Source organism: Streptococcus pseudopneumoniae (assembly GCF_038148935.1).
Taxonomy (GTDB): Bacteria; Bacillota; Bacilli; order Lactobacillales; family Streptococcaceae; genus Streptococcus; species Streptococcus pseudopneumoniae_U.
Window position 1 is genome coordinate 33,559 of sequence record NZ_JBBJZX010000001.1, and the last position, 22,829, is coordinate 56,387.

Genomic DNA, 22,829 nt, shown 5'->3' on the forward strand with positions numbered 1-22,829 from the left:
TTTAAAAGGTAAACAAGTTATATCCCATCAACTATACATCATAATTTAGGCAACTCATACTCAATAAAAATCAAAGAGCAAACTAGAAAGCTAGGCGCAGGCTGCTCAAAACACCGTTTTGAGGTTGTGGATAGAACTGACGAAGTCTGCTCAAAACACCGTTTTGAGGTTGTAGACAAGCCGACGCTGACGTGGTTTGAAGAGATTTTGGAAGAGTATTATTCACCGTTTCATAACTAAATCGAATACTTCCCCAGACTTTCCGCCATAATGAAAACACCTGAAACAGTTTGGTTTCAGGTGTCCGGAAACTTTGAGACCTAGGCTCAAAGTTTAGGTATGGAACTTCGAAGAAGGTCGCTACCGTCCGTCATTACTTAAGGAAAGTTTTAAAAAATCTATAAAAAAAGAGCCCAACGGCTCTTTTTGCTTTATTCTCCTTCAAAGGCATCTTTAATATGGTCAAAGAAGCCTTTTTTCTTTGGATTGACTTTTAAATCACCTGCAGCTGCGAATTCTTTCAAGGCTGCTTTTTGGCGTTCGTTCAAGCCTGTCGGTGTTACGACATTAACGGTAACGTATTGGTCACCAACTGCACCGCCACGAAGGCTTGGAGCTCCCTTGCCACGTAGGCGGAATTTCTTACCAGTCTGAGTTCCCTCTGGGATAACCAATTCAACATCACCGTGAACAGTTGGAATATCTACTGTATCACCAAGAGCCGCTTGAACAAAGTTGAGGTTGAGATTGTAGAAAATAGTAGTTCCTTCACGTTCAAACTTGTCGCTGGCTTCCACAGAAACTACTACATACAAGTCACCATAAGGTCCACCGTTAAATCCTGCTTCACCCTGACCAGCTAAGCGAATTTGTTGACCAGTTTCCACACCAGCAGGGATTTTCACATGTACGCTATGGGCTTGTTTTTCATGACCAGTACCGTGACATGTTGTACATGGATCTTTGATTTCTTTTCCGCGACCATGACAGACATCACAGGTTACTTGGCGACGCATCATACCAAGCGGAGTCTGTGTATCGACGTTAATGACACCAGCACCATGACAGCGTCCACAAGCGACTGGACTTGTTCCTGGCTTAGCACCAGAACCGTTACATGTACTACAGCTTGCTTCACGGTTATATTTGACTTCTTTTTCAGCTCCAAAAATAGCTTCTTCAAAGGTCAAGTTCACACGGTATTGAAGGTCATCCCCCTGACGAGGAGCATTTGGATTGCGTGAAGCACCGCCTCCGCCGAAGAAACTTGAGAAAATATCCTCAAAACCACCGAAGCCTCCTGCCCCATCGAAACCGCCGAAACCACCAGCTCCACCAAAACCACCGTTGGCTCCAGCAGCACCGTATTGGTCATAGGCAGCCCGTTTTTGGTCGTCACTCAAAGTCTCATAGGCTTCCTGAACTTCCTTGTACTTTTCCTCAGCACCAGGCTCCTTATTGATATCTGGGTGGTATTTTTTCGAAAGCTTACGATAAGCCTTTTTGATCTCGTCTGCCGAAGCGTTTTTTGACACCCCCAGACGATCATAAAATTCAGTATTGTTCATACAAGATACCAAGACCGTAAAATTCGACTGGAAAATAGGAAATCTGACGCTGGAGCGATGCTCCTCGACAGATTTATCTTTTTTCCAAGAATTTAGGTCGGGTTCAATTCCTTTCTTTCATATTGAGTAAGAAATTTGGAAACCCGTGTTCAGTTACGAACACCCTTGTTCCTTTCTGTTAGTATTGCGAAACGAATCAAAATATTAGTGTCGTTCCTTTTTACCGAAAAACAGAGGCTGGGTTGCAACCTCTGGATTTCTTTAAGCTATTAATCAACTTCATAATTTTCTAAAAACACTATAGCTCTTTTCAAAGAAATATTAGCTCTCCTCTTCATAAGAGTCTTGTTATATCTATTTAGATTAAAGATAGCTGAAAAAATAACAAAAGTTGATAAAATCATTTGAATTAGAGAGATAAGAAATGAGTTAGAACTAATATCTTTATCAAAATTATTAAGAATAAGCGCTGTCACATACGTTACAATTGCTGGTAGAAAAATACCAAAAATCAAATTACTAATAATACTTATATCATTTTCCTTATTCGCATGCTCTGCTAAAATATTTACTTTGTATTCTAATAGTTCTTCTTTTTGACCAGATTGGAATTTATTTTTTATCTGACTCTGTAACTCAGTATAGCTTTCACGTGCCAAAGCAGTGAATTTTTCGTACTGTTCCTTAGAATCAACTACTTCAAAAAGATTAATATTACTACTCATTACTTTTCCGTAAACTCTCCGTCTACGACGTCATCGCCTGCGTTTCCTGTTGCTTGTGCGCCTTCTACTCCTGCTTGAGCTTGTTGAGCTGCTGCGGCTTGTTCGTAGAGTTTAACAGCAAGTCCTTGAGCTTTTTCGTTCAATACTTCAAGTTTTGCTTTCATGTCGTCCAAGTTGTTGTCTTCTTGAGCTTTCTTAAGGTCATCAAGGGCAGCTTGAGCAGCGTCACGTTCTGCGTCGAAGCCTTTGCCTTCAGTTTCCTTGATTGTCTTTTCAGTCGTAAAGATAGCTTGGTCTACTTCGTTACGAAGGTCTACTTCTTCTTTACGTTTCTTATCTGCTTCAGCATTAGCTTCTGCATCTTTCATCATGCGGTCGATTTCTTCGTCAGTCAAGCCTGAGTTAGATTGGATCACAATAGTTTGTTCTTTTTGAGTTCCAAGGTCTTTGGCCTTAACAGACACGATACCGTTCTTGTCGATGTCAAATGTTACTTCGATTTGAGGAATTCCACGAGGTGCAGCTGGGATATCTGTCAATTGGAAACGTCCAAGAGTCTTGTTATCTGCTGCCATTGGGCGTTCACCTTGAAGAACGTGGATATCAACGGCTGGTTGGTTGTCTGCTGCTGTTGAGAAGACTTGTGATTTAGATGTTGGAATTGTTGTGTTACGGTCGATGAGTTTTGTAAATACTCCACCCATTGTTTCGATACCAAGTGACAATGGTGTTACGTCAAGAAGGACAACGTCTTTAACATCACCAGTAATCACACCACCTTGAATCGCAGCACCCATAGCAACTACTTCATCAGGGTTTACTGATTTGTTTGGTTCTTTACCAGTTTCAGCTTTCACAGCTTCTACAACAGCTGGGATACGAGTTGAACCACCGACAAGAATAACCTCATCGATTTCTGACAAGCTTAAACCAGCATCTGAAAGGGCTTGACGAACTGGAACTTTTGTACGTTCTACAAGGTCACGAGTCAAATCGTCAAATTTAGCACGAGTCAAAGTCATTTCCAAGTGAAGAGGTCCAGCTTCACCAGCAGTGATAAATGGCAAGCTGATTTGAGTTGAAGTTACACCAGAAAGGTCTTTCTTCGCTTTTTCAGCTGCATCTTTCAAACGTTGCATTGCCATCTTGTCAGTAGACAAGTCAATACCGTTTTCTTTCTTGAATTCTGCTACCAAGTGGTCAATGATTTTTTGGTCAAAGTCGTCACCACCAAGTTTGTTGTCCCCTGCAGTTGACAATACGTCGAAGACACCGTCACCCAATTCAAGGATAGAGACGTCGAATGTACCACCACCAAGGTCAAATACCAAGATTTTTTCTTCTTTATCAGTCTTGTCCAAACCGTAAGCAAGAGCGGCTGCAGTTGGTTCGTTGACAATACGTTCTACTTCAAGACCAGCGATTTTACCAGCGTCTTTTGTTGCTTGACGTTGAGCGTCGTTGAAGTAAGCAGGAACTGTGATAACTGCTTTGGTTACTTTTTCACCAAGGTAGTCTTCAGCGTAGCCTTTCAAGTATTGAAGAATCATAGCTGAGATTTCTTGTGGAGTGTATTCTTTTCCGTTTGCAGAAACTTTTTCAGAAGTTCCCATTTTAGATTTGATAGAGATGACTGTATCTGGGTTTGTAACTGCTTGACGTTTCGCAGCATCACCAACGATGATTTCGCCGTTTTTGAATGATACTACAGATGGAGTTGTGCGGTTTCCTTCTGGGTTTGCGATGATTTTGCTTTCAGTTCCTTCAAGAACTGCTACTGCTGAGTTTGTTGTACCTAAGTCAATACCGATAATTTTAGACATGTGTTTTTCTCCTTAAATTTTAATTCGAATTTTGATATTCCCCTTAAGTGGTGAGGACGTGAGCAACTCCCTACGGGATTTCATCACTTATTTTTGAGCCTATTGTCTCAAAAATCCCCTGTTTCAGTAGCAAAAGCTACTGAAACTTTCACCACGGCGGGAAATATCTTCCTTGCAAGCCTCCGGCTTGCTTTTTATCTTTCTTTCATAGTTTATTGTCGTTTCGGACAAGTTTTCTATTATGTAAATTGCGACACGAGGAGTCGAAATCGATTTTATTTCGACAACGAGTTAGTAAGGAGGCTAGGCAAACGCCATAGCGATTGCCGTTTTCTGACGAGTTGCTTTATCTACCGTCAGAATTGCCTAATCGAACACGCCCTAAGCTCTGAGTAAAAAAGATAGATTTTCTTGTGTTCATCGAACACTTCGTCAATCTCCTATTTTTACTGTGAGCTTTTTACGGGCTTTGTATCTTAGTTGTACACCACTACCATGGCTGGGCGTAGGATACGATCATGGAGTTTGTAGCCTTTTTGGAAGACTTGAGCGATGGTATCTGCTGGGTGTTCATCGTCTGCTGGGAGAGTTTGGATGGCCATATGATAGTTATGGTCAAATTCGCCATCAGCTGCGATTTCTTCGATTCCTTCTTCTTCCAAAGCATGAATCAAGCTTTCTTGCACCATCTCCAATCCTTTTTTGACATCATCTGTCAATCCTTCAACTGCGAGTGCACGCTCAAGATTGTCGAGTGATGGCAAGATTGCTTTTGCCAAGTCCTGGCTACGATAACGTTGTAAGTTTTGACGCTCTTCATTGGCACGGCGTTGGATATTTTGCATTTCCGCATGAGCGCGAAGGTATTTATTTTCGAACTCATCTGCACGTTCATTTGCCAAGTTCAACTCAGACTTCTCAGGAGTTGTTTCTTCTACCGTTTCCACAACTTCCTCTTCTTGGACTTCTTCTACTTCTTCATTTTTTATATCTTGGGCCATTTTCGCCTCCTTTAATGATTTCAATCTTAATGTACTTCGTAATGATTACTACTGAGGTAGCGGTAAAAATCTGTCAACTTCATGGTCAAAACACGATTGACTACATTGACTTGGTTGATTAGCTGTTGGTAATCCAGATTGACCGGACCGATAATTGCTAGAATTCCAACTCCCCGATAAGGAATAAGGAACTTGCTACTAATCACCGCTAGGTCAGCTAGACAGGACTCTTGACTGTCTGCAACACGGACATTTTGCATCTGATCTTCATGCAGCCCTTCACGAATCTCCAAGGCAACCTTTTGCGGTTGATCAAAGAACTGATAGGCTGCCAGATTAGCAAAATTCAAGAGATTGACCTTGCCGGCCACCACAATGTTTTCGTTGAACATTTCCTTAAAGATGTGTTCAAAGAGATCCATGACATTATCCGTTGTTGTAAAGTAACGCTGGATAATCTGCGGAATCTCCGTCCGAATCTTGTAGTGAACATCTAAAACGGTGTGAGAGAGGAAACGTTCCTGAATGATTGCCTTCAGTTTCAGCAAATCTTCCTGCAAGAAGTTTCTTGGAATCAGAAACTGACTGGTAACCGTTCGAGACTCGTCTAGGGTAAATACTGCCAAGGCTGTATGTTGCCCCAAAACAACGATATCAAAGGCTGTCAACCGTTGCCTGCTCGGCTCAACGTCCAGTGCTACTACCGTGCAGCCACTCAAGTCTGTTAGTAGATTAGCAGCCTCTTGCAGAATATCCTCTAGTTTGAAGAATTCCTGATCAAAGGCTTTGACAATCTCATAAACCTCATTTTCAGCCAGTCGTTCAAAATCCAGTGAGTGTTTCACATAGTACTGAAAACCAGCAACACTTGGCATCCGACCACTTGAAGTATGAGCCTTCTCAAGCAACCCTTGCTTTTCTAAAGCCGCCATGTCATTACGAATGGTTGCACTGCTAGAGTTAATAGACTCTTGCAAGGCTTTGGATCCGACAGGTTCGTGCGTTTTGGTAAAGATGTCAATAATCAGATTTAAAATATCCTGCTGACGCTCTGTAACCATCTCATCACTCCTCTCTGTCTGACCGATTAGCACTCGACACGTTCAAGTGCTAACTTATGATTCTATTATACACCCTTAAAAGAGAATGTCAAGACAAAAACTCAAAAAATTAGCACTCTTTTGCCAAGAGTGCTAAAAATCAGTCTGAAGACCTAGAACCTTACCTTCCATTCATTTTGTATTTCCTTTTAAGTCTGAAAAAACCAAGGATTAGATAAGAAATCAGAAAGGCATATAAAAGAAAAATAATAAAGAAAGACATAGAAAGCTCTTCTTTAAATAAACTCATACAAACAACAAGGCCAGCCGCGAAAGTAGCTGTACAGGAACGAAGTCTAGATTGCATAACTTCCCATCTGAGCCCCTTGCTCATATAGACTTGATCCTCTGGAAGTAAATTAGAAGACGATTTACGAAGAATCGAACAAGAACCTGCTCCTATCAATTCCCAACCTCTATTTCTAAAATCTTGCAGTTCATGCTTATATTTTTTAAGAAATCTAGAATCATAGATACAGTAGATGACATCATCTGGTTGACATTGGTCAAAATAGAACAAACCAAAACGACTCGTTCTATATCTCCAACCCTTCAAGTGCATCTCATGTAAATATTCTTCTTTCTTATCCTCATCAAGAATCGTAAAAATCCGAAATTGTAGTTTGCTTTTCATCATCGCACCTCCAAATTAGAAAACATGCATGGTTTTATTTATCAGATAATTCTTTCCACTTTTGAAACAATCTCCAAAAAATATAAGAAATCTGAATCGCATGGACTATCAATAAAACACCATCTATTATAACAATCAAAAACATTTCCCAACTGAAAGAACTGCCTCCAGTGACAAACTTTGAGAAAACCGGTAGTAGAGCTAAAAAGAGAAGCAAAATAGGAAGCATCCGCCTCGTTAAAATCCTTTTGACCATAGCTAACTTCCCGGCCGCGTCATTATAAATTTCAAACTCGGCATCCGACTCAATTCCAGAATGAAGTTTTCTAAAGTAGGAAAACCCATTAAAGTTTGTAATATGCTCCCAGCCACAGTCTTTAAATAATTGTAAATAGGAGGCTCTCTCTGATTTTTTCATGGGATAAAGGTCCAACTGATAAGACACTTGCTCCGGTTGGCACTTTTCAAAAGTATACTTAACCGCAACTACTAAGTTAGAGTAGCTTACTTCCTTAAGTTTCCAGCCCTCAGCATGCATTTTTCTAAGATATAAAGCCTCTCTATCATAATCCGCAATGGTAAAAATTCGATTAACAATTTTCTTTTCCATCATCCTTCCTCCCGACTGTTTCTATAGAGCCGCTCAATACGCTTCAATTCAATATCTAAGACTTTGCGTCCCAAGTCTGTGATCTGATAGATTTTCCGTTTTTCCTCTTCGCGGACAAAGGAAATCAAACCATCCTTTTCCATCTTTGACAAGGTTCCATACATAGTTCCAGGACTAATCGAAACTTGCGAATCTGTCATCTCCTTGACCTTTTGCGTAATACTATAACCATGACCTTCCTTTTGCAGACAGAACAAGATATAAAAACCCGTTTCCGTCATGGGAAGATAAACTCGACGAATCTTATCCGTTAATTCCATTTATAAGCACCTCCTATTCAGTTCGATATATCGCACTTCGTTATATAAAATATATCACACCTCGATATAAAACGCAAGAAAAAAGACCGCCCTCAGGCAATCTTTCTTCTATATTAGTAAAGGTCTAAATAATTATCAATTTCCCATTGTGAAACGAAGGTTGCATAGCTAGCCCATTCAATTCGTTTAGCTTCAAGAAAACTAGTATAGATATGTTCTCCAAGAGCTGCTCTGACAACTTCATCTTCAGTCAGAGCTTTCAAAGCGTTGTGAAGAGTTGATGGAAGGTCTGTGATGCCAGCTTCCTTACGCTCTTCTGCTGTCATAATGTAGATATTTTCTTCGATAGGAGCTGGTGCTTCTATTTTGTTTTCAATACCATGCAAACCAACTTCCAAAAGAACTGCCATAGCGATATAAGGGTTCGCCATTGGATCCACTGAACGTAACTCAAGACGAGTTCCCATACCACGTGAAGCAGGCACGCGCACAAGTGGCGAACGGTTACGACCAGCCCAAGCAATGTAAACAGGCGCTTCATAACCTGGAACCAAACGTTTGTATGAGTTAACCGTTGAGTTCATGATGGCAGTATAGTTGTAGGCATGTTTGATCAAACCACCAAGGAAATGGTAGGCCGTTTCTGACAACTGCATTCCTTTTGGATCATTTGGATCAAAGAAGGCATTGTTTCCTTCTGCATCAAACAAGGACATATTACAGTGCATACCTGATCCGGCAATACCAAATTTTGGTTTTGCCATAAAGGTTGCGTAAAGTCCGTGTTTGCGAGCAATGGTTTTAACAACGAGCTTAAAGATTTGAATCTTATCACAAGCACGGAGGACTTCATCATACTTAAAGTCAATCTCATGCTGTCCAACAGCAACCTCGTGGTGACTGGCTTCTACTTCAAATCCCATTTTGGTCAAGACATTTACAATCTCACGACGTGTATTGTCCGCAAGGTCAGTAGGCGCCAAATCAAAGTAGCCACCCTTGTCATTCACTTCAAGTGTTGGATCTCCATTTTCATCCAACTTAAATAGGAAGAATTCTGGCTCTGGACCAAGGTTGAAAGATTTGAATCCTACTTCTTCCATGTGACGAAGAGCTCGTTTCAAATTACCACGAGGGTCCCCCGCAAATGGTTCACCTTCTGTTGTATAGACATCACAGATCAAACCTGCAACACTTCCATTTTCATCTCCCCAAGGGAAGACTGTCCATGTATCCAAGTCTGGGTACAAGTACATATCTGACTCATTGATACGTACAAACCCTTCAATAGAAGATCCATCAAACATAGCCTTATTTGACAAGACCTTATCTAATTGTTCATCTGTAGCAGGAATTTCGACGTTTTTCATGGTTCCCAAAATATCTGAGAACATGAGACGGATAAAGGTAACATTTTTTTCCTTGACTTCACGACGAATATCTGCAGCTGTGATTGGCATGAGTTTTCTCCTTAATGTATGACTACTTGCGGTTGCCTAACCGCGACCAAAAGGTGACTGTAGTGAAGCAAAGCGACCCTGTTGGAGGAGTTCATTGTGAAGTGCACGACGCACCTCAGTCTGACTCACCGCTTTCTTGGATTTCGCTTCACGTTCAGCATATTTTTTCTTAATGGCAGCGATATTATAACCTTCAGAGATATAATCTTTGATTTCAAGTAGACGATCCATGTCATTCAAGGAATACATGCGACGGTTCCCTTCGTTTCGATCAGGCTTAATCAACTCTTGATCTTCATAATAACGAATCTGACGCGCCGATAGATCGGTCAACTTCATAACACTGCCGATAGGAAAAACAGCCATATTTCGGCGAAATTCTTTTTCCTTCATTTACAATTTCCTTCTTTCTGTCTATTATAGTCTAAAAAAAGACAAACGTCAATTGATAATGTTATAAAATGTAACATTATTTTTCTTTTTTCTCTAAAAAGAGCCGAATACGATCAATATCGTAATTTACGAGAATTGCGACAAAAACTCCCATGAAAGTTTCTGATACACGCGCAAATACGTACAAAATTGTCTCTCCGCTCGGGATCGATAGGGTAATGATTAACATAGCCGCTACACCACCAATAACCCCTGCTTTGTTATTCATGGCTACATTTGTCATAATGGTTAACATGGTGCAGATTGGAACAACTACCAAGGTCACCCAAAAGGCTTCGTGGAAAAAACTATTTATTAGGAAGAAAACCAAGGCATAGAGGCCACCGATACTATTTCCTAGAATACGCGAAGTCCCAAAATGAACACTCTTATCAAAACTCTCCCTCAAGCTAAAAACGGCTGTCAAAGCACCGATTTGAAGACCTTTCCAGCCAAAAAAGCCAAAAATCAAGAGAACTAGAAAAACAGCAATACCTGTTTTAAAGGTTCGCATACCAAGTTTGAACTGGGATTTATCGAATTTATATTTTTTAAAATAACTCATAATCTCAACTTTCTATTTCCATTTTATCATAAATTGGCTGATTTTATGAGCAATAGTTGAGAGGAAGCGTTTTTATTTTAAGCAAAAGAAAAGAGGAACTTTCATCCCTCTCTTATTTGATTCATTTAGTTAATCTTATTTTTCTGTAAGTGCAGCCAAACCTGGCAATACTTTACCTTCGAGAAGTTCCATTGAAGCACCTCCGCCCGTACTAATCCATGAGAACTTGTCTGCACGACCAAGGTTGATTGCTGCGGCAGCTGAGTCACCACCACCGATGATTGATTTAACGCCTGGTTGTTTCACGATAGCGTCCATCACACCGATTGTACCAGCTTGGAAGTCTGGGTTTTCAAATACACCCATAGGTCCGTTCCATACAACTGTTTTAGCGCCAGTCAAAGCTTCGTCAAATTTAGCGATAGATTTTGGACCGATGTCAAGACCAAGGAAGCCTTCAGAAACTGCTTCACCTTCAGTGTCACGCACTTCAGTGTAACCAGCAAATGCGTTAGCTTCTTTTGAGTCAACTGGCAAGATCAATTTCCCGTTTGCTTTTTCAAGAAGAGCTTTCGCAACATCCAATTTGTCTTCTTCTACAAGTGAGTTACCGATTTCGATACCTTGTGCTTTGTAGAATGTGTAAGTCATACCACCACCGATAAGGACTTTATCAGCTTTTTCAAGCAAGTTTTCGATAACACCGATCTTGTCAGATACTTTTGAACCACCAAGGATAGCCACGAATGGACGTTCTGGAGTTTCAACTGCTTCTTGGATGTAGGCAATTTCGTTTTCAAGAAGGAAACCAGCAACTGCTTTTTCAACGTTTGCTGAGATACCAACGTTAGATGCGTGTGCACGGTGAGCTGTACCGAATGCATCGTTTACGAAGATACCATCTCCAAGTGATGCCCAGTATTTACCAAGTTCAGGATCGTTTTTAGATTCTTTTTTGCCGTCAACATCTTCGTAACGAGTGTTTTCAACCAAGAGAACTTGTCCATCTTCAAGAGCGTTGATAGCTGCTTCCAATTCAGCACCACGAGTAACACCTGGGAACACAACATCTTGACCAAGTTTTGCTGCCAAGTCAGCTGCTACAGGAGCAAGTGATTTACCAGCTTTATCAGCTTCTTCTTTCACACGTCCAAGGTGAGAGAAAAGAATTGCACGTCCACCTTGTTCGATGATGTACTTAATAGTTGGAAGAGCTGCTGTGATACGGTTGTCGTTAGTGATTACGCCATCTTTCAATGGTACGTTGAAGTCAACACGAACGAGGACTTTTTTACCTTTCAAGTCAACGTCTTTAACAGTAAGTTTTGCCATGTTACAAAAACCCCTTTATTTATTTTATTCGAAACTATTATATCACACTTTGGAAATATAAGGAAAGATTTCACAAGATTTTTCGATATTTAATCTTTGTAACATGCTAGAGTCTATTATTTTTGCTTTTTCTAACGAATTTTCTTTCTAAAATCTTAGCTTAACACTTGTTAGATTTACTTTTATCCTTTAAAATAGAATAGGAGATATTCCGCGATTATTTTTCGGAGGAAAAAGAAATGTCCATTAATTGGCAGGAAATTTTATTTCACTTTTTAGGTGGTCTGGGACTATTCTTATATAGTATCAAGACCATGGGAGACGGTTTGCAACAAGCTGCTGGAGATCGCCTTCGTTTTTACATTGACAAATATACTAGTAATCCTTTCTTTGGAGTTCTGGTTGGTATTGGGATGACTGCTCTAATTCAGTCGAGTTCTGGTGTAACAGTTATCACAGTCGGCCTGGTCAGTGCCGGTCTCCTAACCTTACGTCAGGCTATCGGAATTGTCATGGGGGCTAATATTGGGACAACAGTCACATCCTTTCTTATTGGGTTTAAACTAGGTGACTATGCCCTGCCTATGCTCTTTATCGGTGCTGTCTGCCTCTTCTTTACAAAAAATCGAACAGTCAATAATATCGGACGCATCCTCTTTGGTGTCGGTGGTATCTTTTTTGCCCTCAATCTTATGAGCGGTGCAATGGCTCCACTCAAAGATTTACAGGTCTTTAAAGACTATATGATTGAGCTAAGTAAGAATCCTGTTTTGGGTGTCTTTGTCGGTACCGGCTTGACCTTACTGATTCAAGCTTCCTCAGCTACCATCGGGATTTTACAAAACCTCTACGCCAGCAATCTCATTGACCTGCAAGGAGCTTTGCCAGTTCTATTTGGTGATAATATCGGAACGACCATTACAGCTATTATTGCTTCTCTTGGAGCCAATATCGCTGCCAAACGTGTTGCTGGTGCCCATGTCGCCTTTAACGTGATTGGTACGGTTATCTGTATTGTCTTCCTTGTACCTTTCACTGGCTTGATTCATTGGTTTGAATCTACACTCAATCTGGCTCCAGAAATGACCATTGCCTTTGCTCACGGAACCTTTAATATTACCAATACCATTGTCCAATTTCCATTTATCGGAGCTCTGGCTTACTTTGTAACCAAGATTATTCCTGGAGAGGACGAGGTTGTCAAATACGAACCCTTATATCTTGATGAACATTTCATCAAACAAGCCCCATCTATCGCTCTCGGAAATGCTAAGAAAGAGCTCTTGCACTTAGGAAACTACGCTGCTAAAGCCTTTGACCTTTCCTATAAGTACATCATTGACTTGGATGAAAAAGTTGCTGAAAAAGGGCATAAAACCGAAGAAGCCATTAACACCATCGATGAGCAATTAACACGTTATCTCATTGCCCTTTCAAGCGAAGCTCTCAGTCAAAAAGAAAGCGAAGTACTCACCAATATCCTTGATTCCTCCCGTGATTTGGAACGGATTGGAGACCACGCGGAGGCTCTACTCAATCTGACTGACTATCTTCAACGGAAAAATGTTGAATTTTCTGATGCCGCCTTGAAAGAATTAGAGGAAGTTTACCGCCAAACTAGTGACTTTATCAAAGATGCTCTGGATAGTGTGGAAAACAATGATATTGAAAAAGCACGCAGTCTTGTAGAACGTCATGAAGCAATCAATAAGATAGAACGTGTTCTCAGAAAAACCCACATCAAACGCCTCAATAAAGGCGAATGTTCAACACAAGCTGGGGTAAACTTTATCGATATCATCTCACACTACACTCGTGTATCAGACCACGCTATGAACCTTGCTGAAAAGGTTTTTGCAGAACAAATCTAAAAACCAAGAAGCTATCCTGAATGGGATGGCTTTTTGCTTTTCCTAAGCAAGACTAGGCTGAATGAAACTGAGAGAGTATTCTGCAGATATAGTGGATTAAATTAAAAAAGTATAGTGTATTGAATCTATAACAGTACACCTTGACTGCTAAAATATTTCTAGAAATTGATTTGGCTTTCCGAATTAATTTGTTCAGATTTTATTTCACTTCAATATACTGATAAATCCATTCACTAGCACAGGGCAAGAGGGAGTCGCTATTGATTTCAACGGTAGCAGGTACATACAGAGGACTCCTAACTCAGATATACTGCAATATCATTGTATGCAAAAAACCTCTGAGATTCTTCTCAAAGGTTCTGATTTTGCTAATTGCTGTTCTCAACCGCTGCAGTAATAAAGGCAGTGTAGAGTTCTTCTGGACGATTTGGACGACTTGACAGTTCAGGGTGATACTGACACGCTACAAAGAATTTATTTTCAGGAATTTCCACGATTTCTACCAGACGATTGTCTGGAGACACTCCTGAAAAGACAAAGCCTGCTGCCTCAAACTGCTCACGGAAGGCATTGTTAAACTCATAGCGGTGACGGTGACGGCGTTGCACCACTTCTTGATTGTGATAAGCAGCCGCTGCCTTAGAGCCACGTTTCAACTTAGACGGATAAAGCCCCAAACGAAGGGTTCCGCCCATATCCTCAACATCAATCTGATCACGCATGATATCAATGATAGGGTATTTTGTTTCTGGTGCAAGCTCTGCAGAATTGGCACCTTCAAGACCTAAAACGTGACGAGCAAATTCAATACAAGTTAACTGCATTCCCAAGCAGACACCCAACATTGGAACATCATTCTCACGCGCATAGCGAATGGCTTGGATTTTCCCTTCCGTACCCCGTTGACCAAAACCACCTGGTACGATAATTCCGTCTGCATCAGACAAAAGCTCTGCCACATTCTCTGCTGTCACATCATTGGCATTGATCCAATTGATTTTAACTTCTGCATCGTTGGCATAACCAGAGTGTTTCAAGGCTTCAACCACAGAAATGTAGGCATCTTGCAATTCAACATACTTACCGACAAGGGAAATTTTAACTTGTTTCTTGAGGTTCATGACCTTGTCCACCATGGCTGACCATTCTGTCATATCTGCTACTGGTGCGTCTAATTTCAAATGGTCACAGACAATTTGGTCCATACCTTGCGCCTGCAAGTTCAATGGAATTTGGTAAAGGTGTTCGACATCCAACGATTCGATAACGGCTTCTGGTGCCACATCACAGAACTGGGCCAGTTTGTTTTTAATTCCTTGACCAGCTGGCTCTTCTGTACGAATAACCAACATATTTGGTTGGATTCCCAAACCGCGTAATTCCTTGACAGAGTGTTGGGTTGGTTTGGTCTTCATTTCACCAGCAGCCTTGAGGTAAGGAAGCAAGGTTGTATGGATGTACATGACATTATCCGCACCCACATCTGCCTTCATCTGACGAAGGGCCTCTAGAAATGGCAAAGACTCGATATCTCCTACTGTTCCACCAACCTCTGTGATAATGACATCAGAGTCGGTCGTTAGAGCGGCACGCTTGATTTTTTCTTTCAAAGCATCTGTGATATGAGGAATGACCTGAACGGTTGCCCCAAGGTATTCTCCACGGCGTTCTTTACGAAGCACTTCACTGTAAATTTTCCCAGTTGTCACGTTGGAATATTTGTTGAGATTGATATCGATGAAACGTTCATAGTGACCCAAGTCCAAATCTGTCTCAGCTCCGTCATCTGTCACAAAAACTTCCCCGTGCTGGTAAGGACTCATAGTTCCCGGATCAATATTGATATAAGGGTCAAACTTTTGAATGGTTACTTTGAGACCACGATTTTTCAAGAGACGACCCAGACTCGCTGCGACAATCCCTTTCCCAATGGACGACACCACACCACCAGTTACAAAAATATATTTCGTAGACATAGATTCCTCTTTCTAAAATGCTCAAGGTCTTGCTAACTACGTGGGGACATAGAAAACAAGACCCTACTAATAAGAATAATCTGGGACAACTGCACCAGATTCACAACTAAAATACAAGAAGATAACTTCTTGAAAAAACAAAAATAGCTCCCTAAGAACTAGGGAGCCCCGACCTCTAAAAGAGGTGCCCGAACAATATGATACCTAAAAATAGGATAATTGTCAATAGCTAACTTTTATTCCTCGCTGGTTTCAGCATCATCTTCTGAGAACTCGTCATCTTCCTCGTTGAGATCCACGTCTTCACCCAAGTCATCAGGAGCGATTTCGTTGATTTCTGCATCGTAAGCTTCCACTTCATTTTTCTCATCATCTGGATTTTCATCATCGTATGAAAGAGCTGGATCTGCTTCATATGCGTCTTCGTCCTCTGGATCATCTGCATTGTAGTCAATAGCATCTGAATCGCCATCCATGAAGGCATTAACACGTTTTTTCTTAGCTTTTGGTGCTACTTCATCGTCGTCATTTTCTTCAAGAGCGATGATTTCTTCATCAATTTCATCCACACCATACCATGAACGAAGACCCCATTTGTTGTCTCCAAGTGAGATGAAGCTACCGTCAAAGTTCAACTCTGTGTAGAACAAAGGCAAGGCTTCGCGGATATCGCTGTTTGATGTTCCAAGGTAGTTTTGAATTTCGTTTACAAGATCGCTAAAATGCATCTCGTGATCGCGACCACGAAGTTCCAAGATAGCACGCGCTACCTCAATCATAGATAGTTCACTTTTTTCTTGCCCAGCAAATACTTCTAATTCCAAAGCGTTTCTCCTCATTTATACTACTATCGCCAGAGTAAACAGACTCTGACCTCATTTTATCATTTACTCCTTATTTTACGATAATTTTGCAGAATAGTCAAAGGTTAAGGGGGAGAAAGTGGCAAGATTAGACTAATTTCAGTACAAAACTCATTCCTTTTTCTGTTGCTCCATTTTCCACAAATCCAAGCGACTTGAAACACCTCCTAGAAGCATGATTGTAGGTGTAGATTTCCTTGACTCTCAATTCTTTCCATCCTTTTACTCGAGCCAATTCAATCAAAGTACTTAGAATCTTTTTTCCAAGTCCTCGATGTTGGTAAGCGGAATTCCCAATCACAATGGGGAGATTATCCTTAGATAGTGTAACATCCCCAATTGGAAACCATTCTCCCTTCTCCTTGACTTCAATCCAAAAAAGTTCACCATGCTGATCCAAATGGGAATACATAGCTTCCAAAGTTTCTTGACTATAAGGTCTCTTCACACCATCTACGAGGTGAACCAAGTTCACATCCTGATACCAAGCAAAAGCTTCTTCACAATGATTGGCCTTATAATAAGGAACAAGACGCAGTGCATTATCTATTTGTAAAATCCGTTTCATCTGCTTTCCTTTTCAACAAAAGAGTTGCTGCTTGATTAAAACCATCACACCAGTTATACCATTTTGCTTCATACTCATCTTGAGCTAAGATATGATTTTTTAAATCCAGAACAGAGTAAATTTTTCTTTCTTCGCAGGCTTGCGCATAGAGATGATATAGTTCATCACCACCATCTCTATCCCACTCAGCAGAAATCGTATTCCTACCTGCCAATAAAGCCTGATAAGCCCTGTGATGCCCATCTGTAATCAACAAGCAATCTCCAAAGGCAAGAATACTGATTGGATCGACTTGGATTGTTTCTGCCGACTGGTAAAGCATCTGAATATTTTGCAACTTCTTTTCTGATAAGTATAGTTGAGTCGGATGAAGATCTGCTATATTGACTTTCATTTCTTTCTCCTCAAGGGAATTTGATACTCACTTCTGCTTGCCTTTAAATCGCCATTGGAAGCGTAGCTTGTCATAGAAGGGAAATTCGATAAACAAGACTCCCAAGCCCACACAGAGACTGGCAAGGACATCTGATGGATAATGAACTCCCAGATAGACCCTTGATACCAGCACACTGACTAGGTAGAGACCTAGCACAATTTGCATGATTTTTCTCCAGACCGGATTTTTCATCCGTTGACTGAGAATGACAATCAGAGAGCCGACCATCAAGGTTACAGCCAGAGAATGACCACTTGGGAAGGAAAATCCCTTCTCCTCAACCAAGTGTAAAATAGCTGGTCGTGGGCGCTGGTAGATGTTTTTAAAAGTCACGATTAAAAGTCCTGCCAAAGCCAGATTTCCCAGCATGAAGAAACTTTCTATCTTCCACCGCTTACGATAAAAGACAAAAGCTGTAATGACAACCCAAGTGATAATCACTGGAATATCAATCAGACGTGTAATGGCTCGGAAAAGAATAGTCAAGTAATCTGGCAAGTCTCCTCGAACGGCAGTCTGTATCGGTTGGTCAAAACCGACCAGCGTTTCAGGGTAAAATTTGACCATGTAGCCAAGAATAACGAAAAGTAAAAGGGCAAAACTGCCCTTCATTAAAAATATTTGTTTATCTTTCATAATGTTTTAAGGTTGGTTTCAAAAGGACATACAACAACCAGAATGAAACGGAAAAGATTACACCCTCAATCAAGTTAAAAGGTAATACCATGGTCATTAGGTAGTTGGAAAGTCCCAAAATTTTTCCAATATCAAAGTTAGCAAACTTAGCGTACAAAGGAACAGCGTAAACATAGTTGAGAACCAACATAGCCACGGTTAAACCAATAGTCCCAGCTAGAGAGCCTAGTAGGAAACGAAGGGTTGTCCGTTCCTTTTTCCAAATCAAAGCAAATACGATGACAAAAACTCCCAAAGCTACGATATTCATCGGCAAACCAATGTAAGTATTCACTCCTTGACTATTAAGAAGCAATTTCAAGAGTGAGCGAAGCAAGAGAATTCCTAGCGCAGCAGGCAAATCCATGACCACCAAGCCCACAAGGACTGGCAAGATACTAAATTCGATCTTGAGGAAGGACGCCGCTGGCAAAAGCGGAAAGTCAAAGTACATCAGCACAAATGAGATGGCTGATAAGATTGCAATGGTCGAAAGTCGACGTGTGTTTGTCATAACAGGTTCCTCCAATTTTCTATAAAATCAGAAGAAGTTAGAAAGGATTCCTCTATCTATTCTCAATTTTTATATCCCAAAAGTTCCCTATCACTCTATTAAAGAAAACTAAAGCAAGCGGTTACAATCTAGCTATAAATCTATCAGAACAGACAAAGCTATTCTTTCGTCTTCTCCCATCCAGACTATACTGTCGGTTGTGGAATCTCACCACATCAGCTTGCGCTCGCGGACTTATTTAGCTAAGATATTTTAGATTTATCTAGGCGTCGCAGTCGAAGATAATACTTAAAGTATATCGAGACAAGACAACGACGAGAAAGCTAAAATAGATAGTCAAATTTACCGCCGGTCGGGAATTTCACCCTGCCCTGAAGACTCTTTTATCATAACAAAAAACGCTTGCAAGCGCAAGCATTTTGTTCATTTTCATTTTCATTTTTTATTTCAATTTATCCACTTCATAGGTATGAACAAGCTCAAGACCTGCAAAGTTCTGCTGGCGAAGAGCCTCATAGACAATCATGCAGACGGTATTCGACACATTGAGACTGCGGACATGTTCATCATTCATAGGAATACGGAGAGCCTTCTCAGGATGTTCGCGCATAAAGTCCTCAGGCAAGCCCTTGTCTTCACGTCCAAAGAGGAAATAGTGGTCCTCGTCAGTCGATAAATCCACCTCAGAATAGACTTTTTCAGCGAATTTCGAAATTAGATAGAGTTTTCCCTTCATCTGAGACATGAAATCTTCCAAACTCTCGTAAAAATAAATCTCTAGCTTATCCCAATAATCCAACCCAGCCCGCTTCATCTTGCGGTCATCGATAGGAAAGCCCATGGGCTTGATGATGTGGAGGGGAGAATTGGTTGCAGCGCAAGTACGCGCGATATTGCCTGTATTTTGTGGAATTTGTGGCTCAAATAATACAATGTGATTTGTCATGACTTGCTTCCTTTCACCATTGCAAAAAAATAGCCACACTGCCCGGAGTCAAGCTCAGCAAACAGCGTGGTTAAGGCATCGTTAACTTACCTCACAACAGGTTTGAAGTAAATCAGCGAAACTACTTTCTTAGTATAACACTTTCAGAATCATTGTCAATAGAAACGACTTGATTTTTTCAATTTTTTCAAGCTATTTCCAAGGGTTGTAAAATCGTCCCTGATTCTGCAAGATAAGTAGTAAACTAGCTACTAAAAACAAGGCTGCCAAGAACAAGGTAAGATAGTCTCCTTTTTTCAAGGCCTGATAACTATACCAAGTGCGTTTTTTCTCTTTCCCAAAGCGACGAAGCTCCATGGCGGTCGCGATGGTATCAATGCGTTCTAGCGAGCTAAAAATCAAGGGAGTGATAATGCGCAGATTGCCTTTGATTCGTTGCATTAGAGAAGCTTTCTTGGATAATTCCATCCCACGCGCTTCCTGAGACATCTTGATGGTAAAGAATTCTTCCTGCAAATCTGGAATATAGCGCAAGGTCAGGCTGACTGAATAGGCAATCTTATAAGGCACACCGATTTGATTTAAACTGGAAGCAAACTGACTAGGGTGGGTTGTCATCAAAAAGATAATAGCCAGAGGAATGGTGCAAAGGTACTTAATGGCCAGATTTAGCAGATAAAAGAGCTCCTGGCTGGTTAGAGTGTAGGACCCGATTCCCTGCCAAATCACACTTCTCTCTCCGTAAAGTCCAACCCCATACTCAGGAGAAAAGAGATAGACCATCAAGACGTTTAAAACGGCAAATACCGTCGCAAAAACTGCTACAAAGGAAACATCTTTAAAACGGATTTCTGACAAATAGAGGAGAAAGACCGAAAAAATAGCAATCAGAACAAGCAGTCTGGTATCATAGCTAATCATGGCAGCCAATGACACGAGAATGAAAAAGAGGAGTTTACCAGCTCCTGACAAGCGATGAATCACAGTATCTCTATGCTGGTAACCAATTAATTTAGCTTGCATCCTTCTCTCCTTTCTTTGTAAAATGCCGTTAAAGCAAGTGGATCCACGTCTAGTTTCTTGGCCAAGTTGAAGATGGAGGTTTCTTTTAGATTGGCTTTTATTAACAGCTTAGGATTGCTCAACAGACTAGCTGGATCAGTATCAGCAATCAATTCTCCGTCCACCATGACAAGGGCCCTGTCTGAATAATCCAGCATCAATTGCATATCATGAGTAATCATGACAATGGTATGCCCTTTTTGATGCAACTCTTCGAGAAATTCCATAATCTCAGTATAGTTCTTCTGGTCTTGACCTGCTGTCGGTTCATCTAAGAGGATAATTTCAGCCCCCAAGACCAAAATCGATGCAATGGTGACACGTTTTTTCTGACCAAATGACAGGGCAGAAATGGGCCAATTACGGAATTCATAGAGACCACAGATTTTCAAGGTTTCATAGACTTTCGTTTCAATTTCCTGCTCGTCCACACCTCGCAAACGTAGTCCCAGAGCCACCTCATCAAAAATCATATTGATTGAAATCATTTGATTAGGATTTTGCAACACATAGCCTACTCGTTCCGCCCGCTCTGCAACAGAATCTCCTTTTATATCCTGCTCTTCCCAAAGATAGCGGCCTTCAGTCTGAATAAAAGCACTTAGAGCCTTGGCTAGAGTTGATTTCCCTGCTCCATTTTTTCCGACAATGGCAATCTTTTCGCCCTTTTTAATATCCAGATAAATGGATTTTAAAATCGGTCTATCATCATAAGAAAAAGACACGTCCTCTAATTTAAAGAGTGACTGCAATTCTGGGGTTTCTTTTGCCAATTCATTCTGCAACTGAATCTGGCCTTTTGAGATAGACAAGTTATCCAGATTTGCTAACTGTTCTTCCTTGGCTAAATCCACACCTAATTGACGGAGAGTGGTTAGATAAAGGGGTTCCCGAATTCCATTTTGTGTCAATAAATCAGTCGCCAGTAACTGGTCAGGACTCCCATTAAAGAGGATACGACCATCGTTTATCAAGACAATTCGATCCACAGGTCGATGCAGAACATCCTCCAAACGATGCTCAATAATAAGTGTCGTCGTTCCCTCTTCCTTATGAATCTGATCAATCAATTCGATAATATCCTGACCTGACTTGGGATCCAGATTGGCGAGTGGCTCATCAAACAAAAGAATCGGACTCTCATCAATCAAGACACCAGCCAGACTGACTCGCTGCTTTTGTCCACCTGACAAATCCTGGGGACGCTGAGACAGTAAAGGGAGAAGGTCCAGCTTTTCAGCCCATTTATGAACACGACTTTTCATCTCTTCTAGTCCTGTTACATCATTTTCTAGAGCAAAAGCCAAGTCCTCTGCCACGGACAAGCCGATAAACTGCCCATCTGTATCCTGCAAAACTGTACTGACTAGATGAGATTTATCATAGATACTCATATCAAAGGCTGCTTGCCCCTTGATCAAAAATTCTCCAGACATCTGCCCCTTGTAAATATTGGGAATAATTCCATTCAAACACTGACTCAAGGTAGATTTACCTGACCCAGATGGCCCAACAATTAAGACTTTCTCTCCCTTGTAAATGGTCAAGTCTACCCCTTGCAAGGTCGGTTCTTGTTGTGTTTCATACCGGAAAGAGAAATCCTTCCACTCAATTATAGCTTCTTTCATCTTACTCTCTTCATTCGCTTCTTAGACTTCTATTTTATCATAAATCAAGCCCTTCTTGCAGTCTCTTCTCTTAAAATCTTAGCGCCAAAAAGATTCCTATCCTAGCTTACTTGCCTAACTAATCAATAAACATTGAAAAAGACTGGTTGCCCAGCCTTCCCCATCATTTTAGTCCTTTTTCAAACTTCCTGCACGAGTTTGAGTTCCTGCATAGGCAAGCAAGAGGAGAGTTCCTGCAATAGCTACAGATACACCATTAGCAATTCCCGCAACAATCCCTTGTGCAAATACTTTTTCTGCCGCTTCTTGATAAATCACAACATCTCCAAGCGGTGCCAAGACACCCCAAACAAGGGCATTTGCAAGTAGTTGAATGAGGTTAAAAATAAGAATATCTTTCCAGTCAAAGACACCATTGATCACGCGAACGTACTTTCTAAATAGCCCCACAACTAGACCAAAGAGACCACTAGCAATAATCCAAGTCCACCACAGACCGTAGCCAGCAAGAGAGTCCTTGATTGCATGACCAATTAAACCAACAAGTAATCCCACTAGAGGGCCAAAAATGATAGACAAGAGGCTCTGTACCGCATACTGAAGCTGGATGCTTGTATTTGGAACAGGGGTCGGAATGTTGATCATCCCGATGACAACAAAGAGGGCAGCTCCAACACCGATAGCAACAACTTGTTTAATTGATTGATTTTTCATCTATGT

23 protein-coding genes and 1 riboswitch are annotated in these 22,829 nt (G+C 41.0%); of the genes, 1 reads left to right on the forward strand and 22 read right to left on the reverse strand.

The features are described 5' to 3' along the window. Positions 1-431 precede the first annotated feature (431 nt). The 12 genes from dnaJ to WKI42_RS00245 all read right to left on the reverse strand — a co-directional run bounded on the left by dnaJ (position 432) and on the right by WKI42_RS00245 (position 11,570). A complete protein-coding gene (gene dnaJ / locus WKI42_RS00190) occupies positions 432-1,568 on the reverse strand; it encodes a molecular chaperone DnaJ (RefSeq protein ID WP_368080863.1) in 1,137 nt (378 codons plus the stop codon). 269 nt (positions 1,569-1,837) lie between these two features. Continuing rightward, a complete protein-coding gene (locus tag WKI42_RS00195) occupies positions 1,838-2,293 on the reverse strand; it encodes a hypothetical protein (protein ID WP_050242236.1) in 456 nt (151 codons plus the stop codon). Beyond that, positions 2,293-4,116, reverse strand: a complete 1,824-nt coding sequence (dnaK, locus tag WKI42_RS00200) for a molecular chaperone DnaK (RefSeq protein WP_368080864.1) — start codon at positions 4,114-4,116, stop codon at positions 2,293-2,295. Before dnaK ends, WKI42_RS00195 begins: the two co-directional genes overlap by 1 nt. Positions 4,117-4,592: 476 nt before the next feature. Next, entirely contained in the window at positions 4,593-5,117 is a 525-nt protein-coding gene (grpE, locus tag WKI42_RS00205; RefSeq protein WP_368080865.1) for a nucleotide exchange factor GrpE, read from the reverse strand. A 26-nt stretch (positions 5,118-5,143) separates the two neighbouring features. Then, entirely contained in the window at positions 5,144-6,178 is a 1,035-nt protein-coding gene (gene hrcA / locus WKI42_RS00210) for a heat-inducible transcriptional repressor HrcA (RefSeq protein WP_368080866.1), read from the reverse strand. Positions 6,179-6,338: 160 nt separating this feature from the next. Beyond that, on the reverse strand, positions 6,339-6,851 hold the full coding sequence (locus WKI42_RS00215) for a DUF2812 domain-containing protein (protein WP_368080877.1): 513 nt from the start codon (positions 6,849-6,851) through the stop codon (positions 6,339-6,341). A 34-nt stretch (positions 6,852-6,885) separates the two neighbouring features. Then, complete coding sequence (locus tag WKI42_RS00220; protein ID WP_368080867.1) at positions 6,886-7,461, reverse strand: DUF2812 domain-containing protein; 576 nt, start codon at positions 7,459-7,461, stop codon at positions 6,886-6,888. Further along, complete coding sequence (locus tag WKI42_RS00225; RefSeq protein WP_000423972.1) at positions 7,461-7,781, reverse strand: PadR family transcriptional regulator; 321 nt, start codon at positions 7,779-7,781, stop codon at positions 7,461-7,463. Before WKI42_RS00225 ends, WKI42_RS00220 begins: the two co-directional genes overlap by 1 nt. 113 nt (positions 7,782-7,894) lie before the next feature. Further along, positions 7,895-9,241: a type I glutamate--ammonia ligase gene (gene glnA / locus WKI42_RS00230; protein ID WP_368080868.1), complete on the reverse strand. Its 1,347-nt coding sequence runs from the start codon at positions 9,239-9,241 to the stop codon at positions 7,895-7,897. 36 nt (positions 9,242-9,277) lie between these two features. Next, positions 9,278-9,634 carry a transcriptional repressor GlnR gene (gene glnR, locus WKI42_RS00235; RefSeq protein ID WP_173262073.1) on the reverse strand — a complete coding sequence of 119 codons (357 nt, stop codon included), beginning with the start codon at positions 9,632-9,634 and terminating at the stop codon, positions 9,278-9,280. 76 nt (positions 9,635-9,710) lie between these two features. Beyond that, entirely contained in the window at positions 9,711-10,238 is a 528-nt protein-coding gene (locus WKI42_RS00240; protein WP_000119914.1) for an FUSC family protein, read from the reverse strand. Positions 10,239-10,373: 135 nt separating this feature from the next. Next, the gene (locus tag WKI42_RS00245; RefSeq protein ID WP_001096743.1) at positions 10,374-11,570 is read right to left on the reverse strand and encodes a phosphoglycerate kinase; all 1,197 of its coding nucleotides are present in this window, start codon (positions 11,568-11,570) and stop codon (positions 10,374-10,376) included. A gap of 239 nt (positions 11,571-11,809) precedes the next feature. Here WKI42_RS00245 and WKI42_RS00250 point away from each other — a divergent pair, with 239 nt between their 5' ends. Then, positions 11,810-13,441, forward strand: coding sequence for a Na/Pi cotransporter family protein (locus WKI42_RS00250; protein ID WP_173229511.1), 1,632 nt, complete (start codon positions 11,810-11,812; stop codon positions 13,439-13,441). Positions 13,442-13,809: 368 nt separating this feature from the next. Here WKI42_RS00250 and WKI42_RS00255 read toward each other — a convergent pair whose 3' ends face one another. From WKI42_RS00255 to WKI42_RS00300, 10 genes are all read right to left on the reverse strand, one after another. Then, positions 13,810-15,417, reverse strand: coding sequence for a CTP synthase (locus WKI42_RS00255; RefSeq protein WP_057487515.1), 1,608 nt, complete (start codon positions 15,415-15,417; stop codon positions 13,810-13,812). 236 nt (positions 15,418-15,653) lie between these two features. Next, the gene (rpoE, locus tag WKI42_RS00260) at positions 15,654-16,241 is read right to left on the reverse strand and encodes a DNA-directed RNA polymerase subunit delta (protein ID WP_049512146.1); all 588 of its coding nucleotides are present in this window, start codon (positions 16,239-16,241) and stop codon (positions 15,654-15,656) included. Positions 16,242-16,368: 127 nt separating this feature from the next. Next, the gene (locus WKI42_RS00265) at positions 16,369-16,818 is read right to left on the reverse strand and encodes a GNAT family N-acetyltransferase (RefSeq protein ID WP_368080878.1); all 450 of its coding nucleotides are present in this window, start codon (positions 16,816-16,818) and stop codon (positions 16,369-16,371) included. Between the two features lie 4 nt (positions 16,819-16,822). After that, a complete protein-coding gene (locus WKI42_RS00270; RefSeq protein WP_138704045.1) occupies positions 16,823-17,242 on the reverse strand; it encodes a chromosome partitioning protein ParB in 420 nt (139 codons plus the stop codon). A 27-nt stretch (positions 17,243-17,269) separates the two neighbouring features. Next, entirely contained in the window at positions 17,270-17,920 is a 651-nt protein-coding gene (locus tag WKI42_RS00275) for a phosphatase PAP2 family protein (protein WP_368080869.1), read from the reverse strand. Continuing rightward, complete coding sequence (locus tag WKI42_RS00280) at positions 17,910-18,473, reverse strand: ECF transporter S component (protein WP_000185823.1); 564 nt, start codon at positions 18,471-18,473, stop codon at positions 17,910-17,912. The genes WKI42_RS00275 and WKI42_RS00280 overlap by 11 nt, the downstream gene beginning before the upstream one ends. A gap of 164 nt (positions 18,474-18,637) precedes the next feature. Further along, a riboswitch (FMN riboswitch) is annotated at positions 18,638-18,856 on the reverse strand. 59 nt (positions 18,857-18,915) lie between these two features. Then, a complete protein-coding gene (locus WKI42_RS00285) occupies positions 18,916-19,419 on the reverse strand; it encodes a tRNA (cytidine(34)-2'-O)-methyltransferase (protein ID WP_000181388.1) in 504 nt (167 codons plus the stop codon). Positions 19,420-19,611: 192 nt separating this feature from the next. Continuing rightward, on the reverse strand, positions 19,612-20,442 hold the full coding sequence (locus WKI42_RS00290) for an energy-coupling factor transporter transmembrane component T family protein (RefSeq protein WP_084923254.1): 831 nt from the start codon (positions 20,440-20,442) through the stop codon (positions 19,612-19,614). Next, positions 20,427-22,109, reverse strand: a complete 1,683-nt coding sequence (locus WKI42_RS00295) for an ABC transporter ATP-binding protein (protein WP_368080870.1) — start codon at positions 22,107-22,109, stop codon at positions 20,427-20,429. Before WKI42_RS00295 ends, WKI42_RS00290 begins: the two co-directional genes overlap by 16 nt. Positions 22,110-22,277: 168 nt before the next feature. Continuing rightward, positions 22,278-22,823 (reverse strand): ECF-type riboflavin transporter substrate-binding protein, encoded by a 546-nt coding sequence (locus WKI42_RS00300; protein WP_368080871.1) that lies wholly within the window; start codon positions 22,821-22,823, stop codon positions 22,278-22,280. Positions 22,824-22,829: the final 6 nt, after the last annotated feature.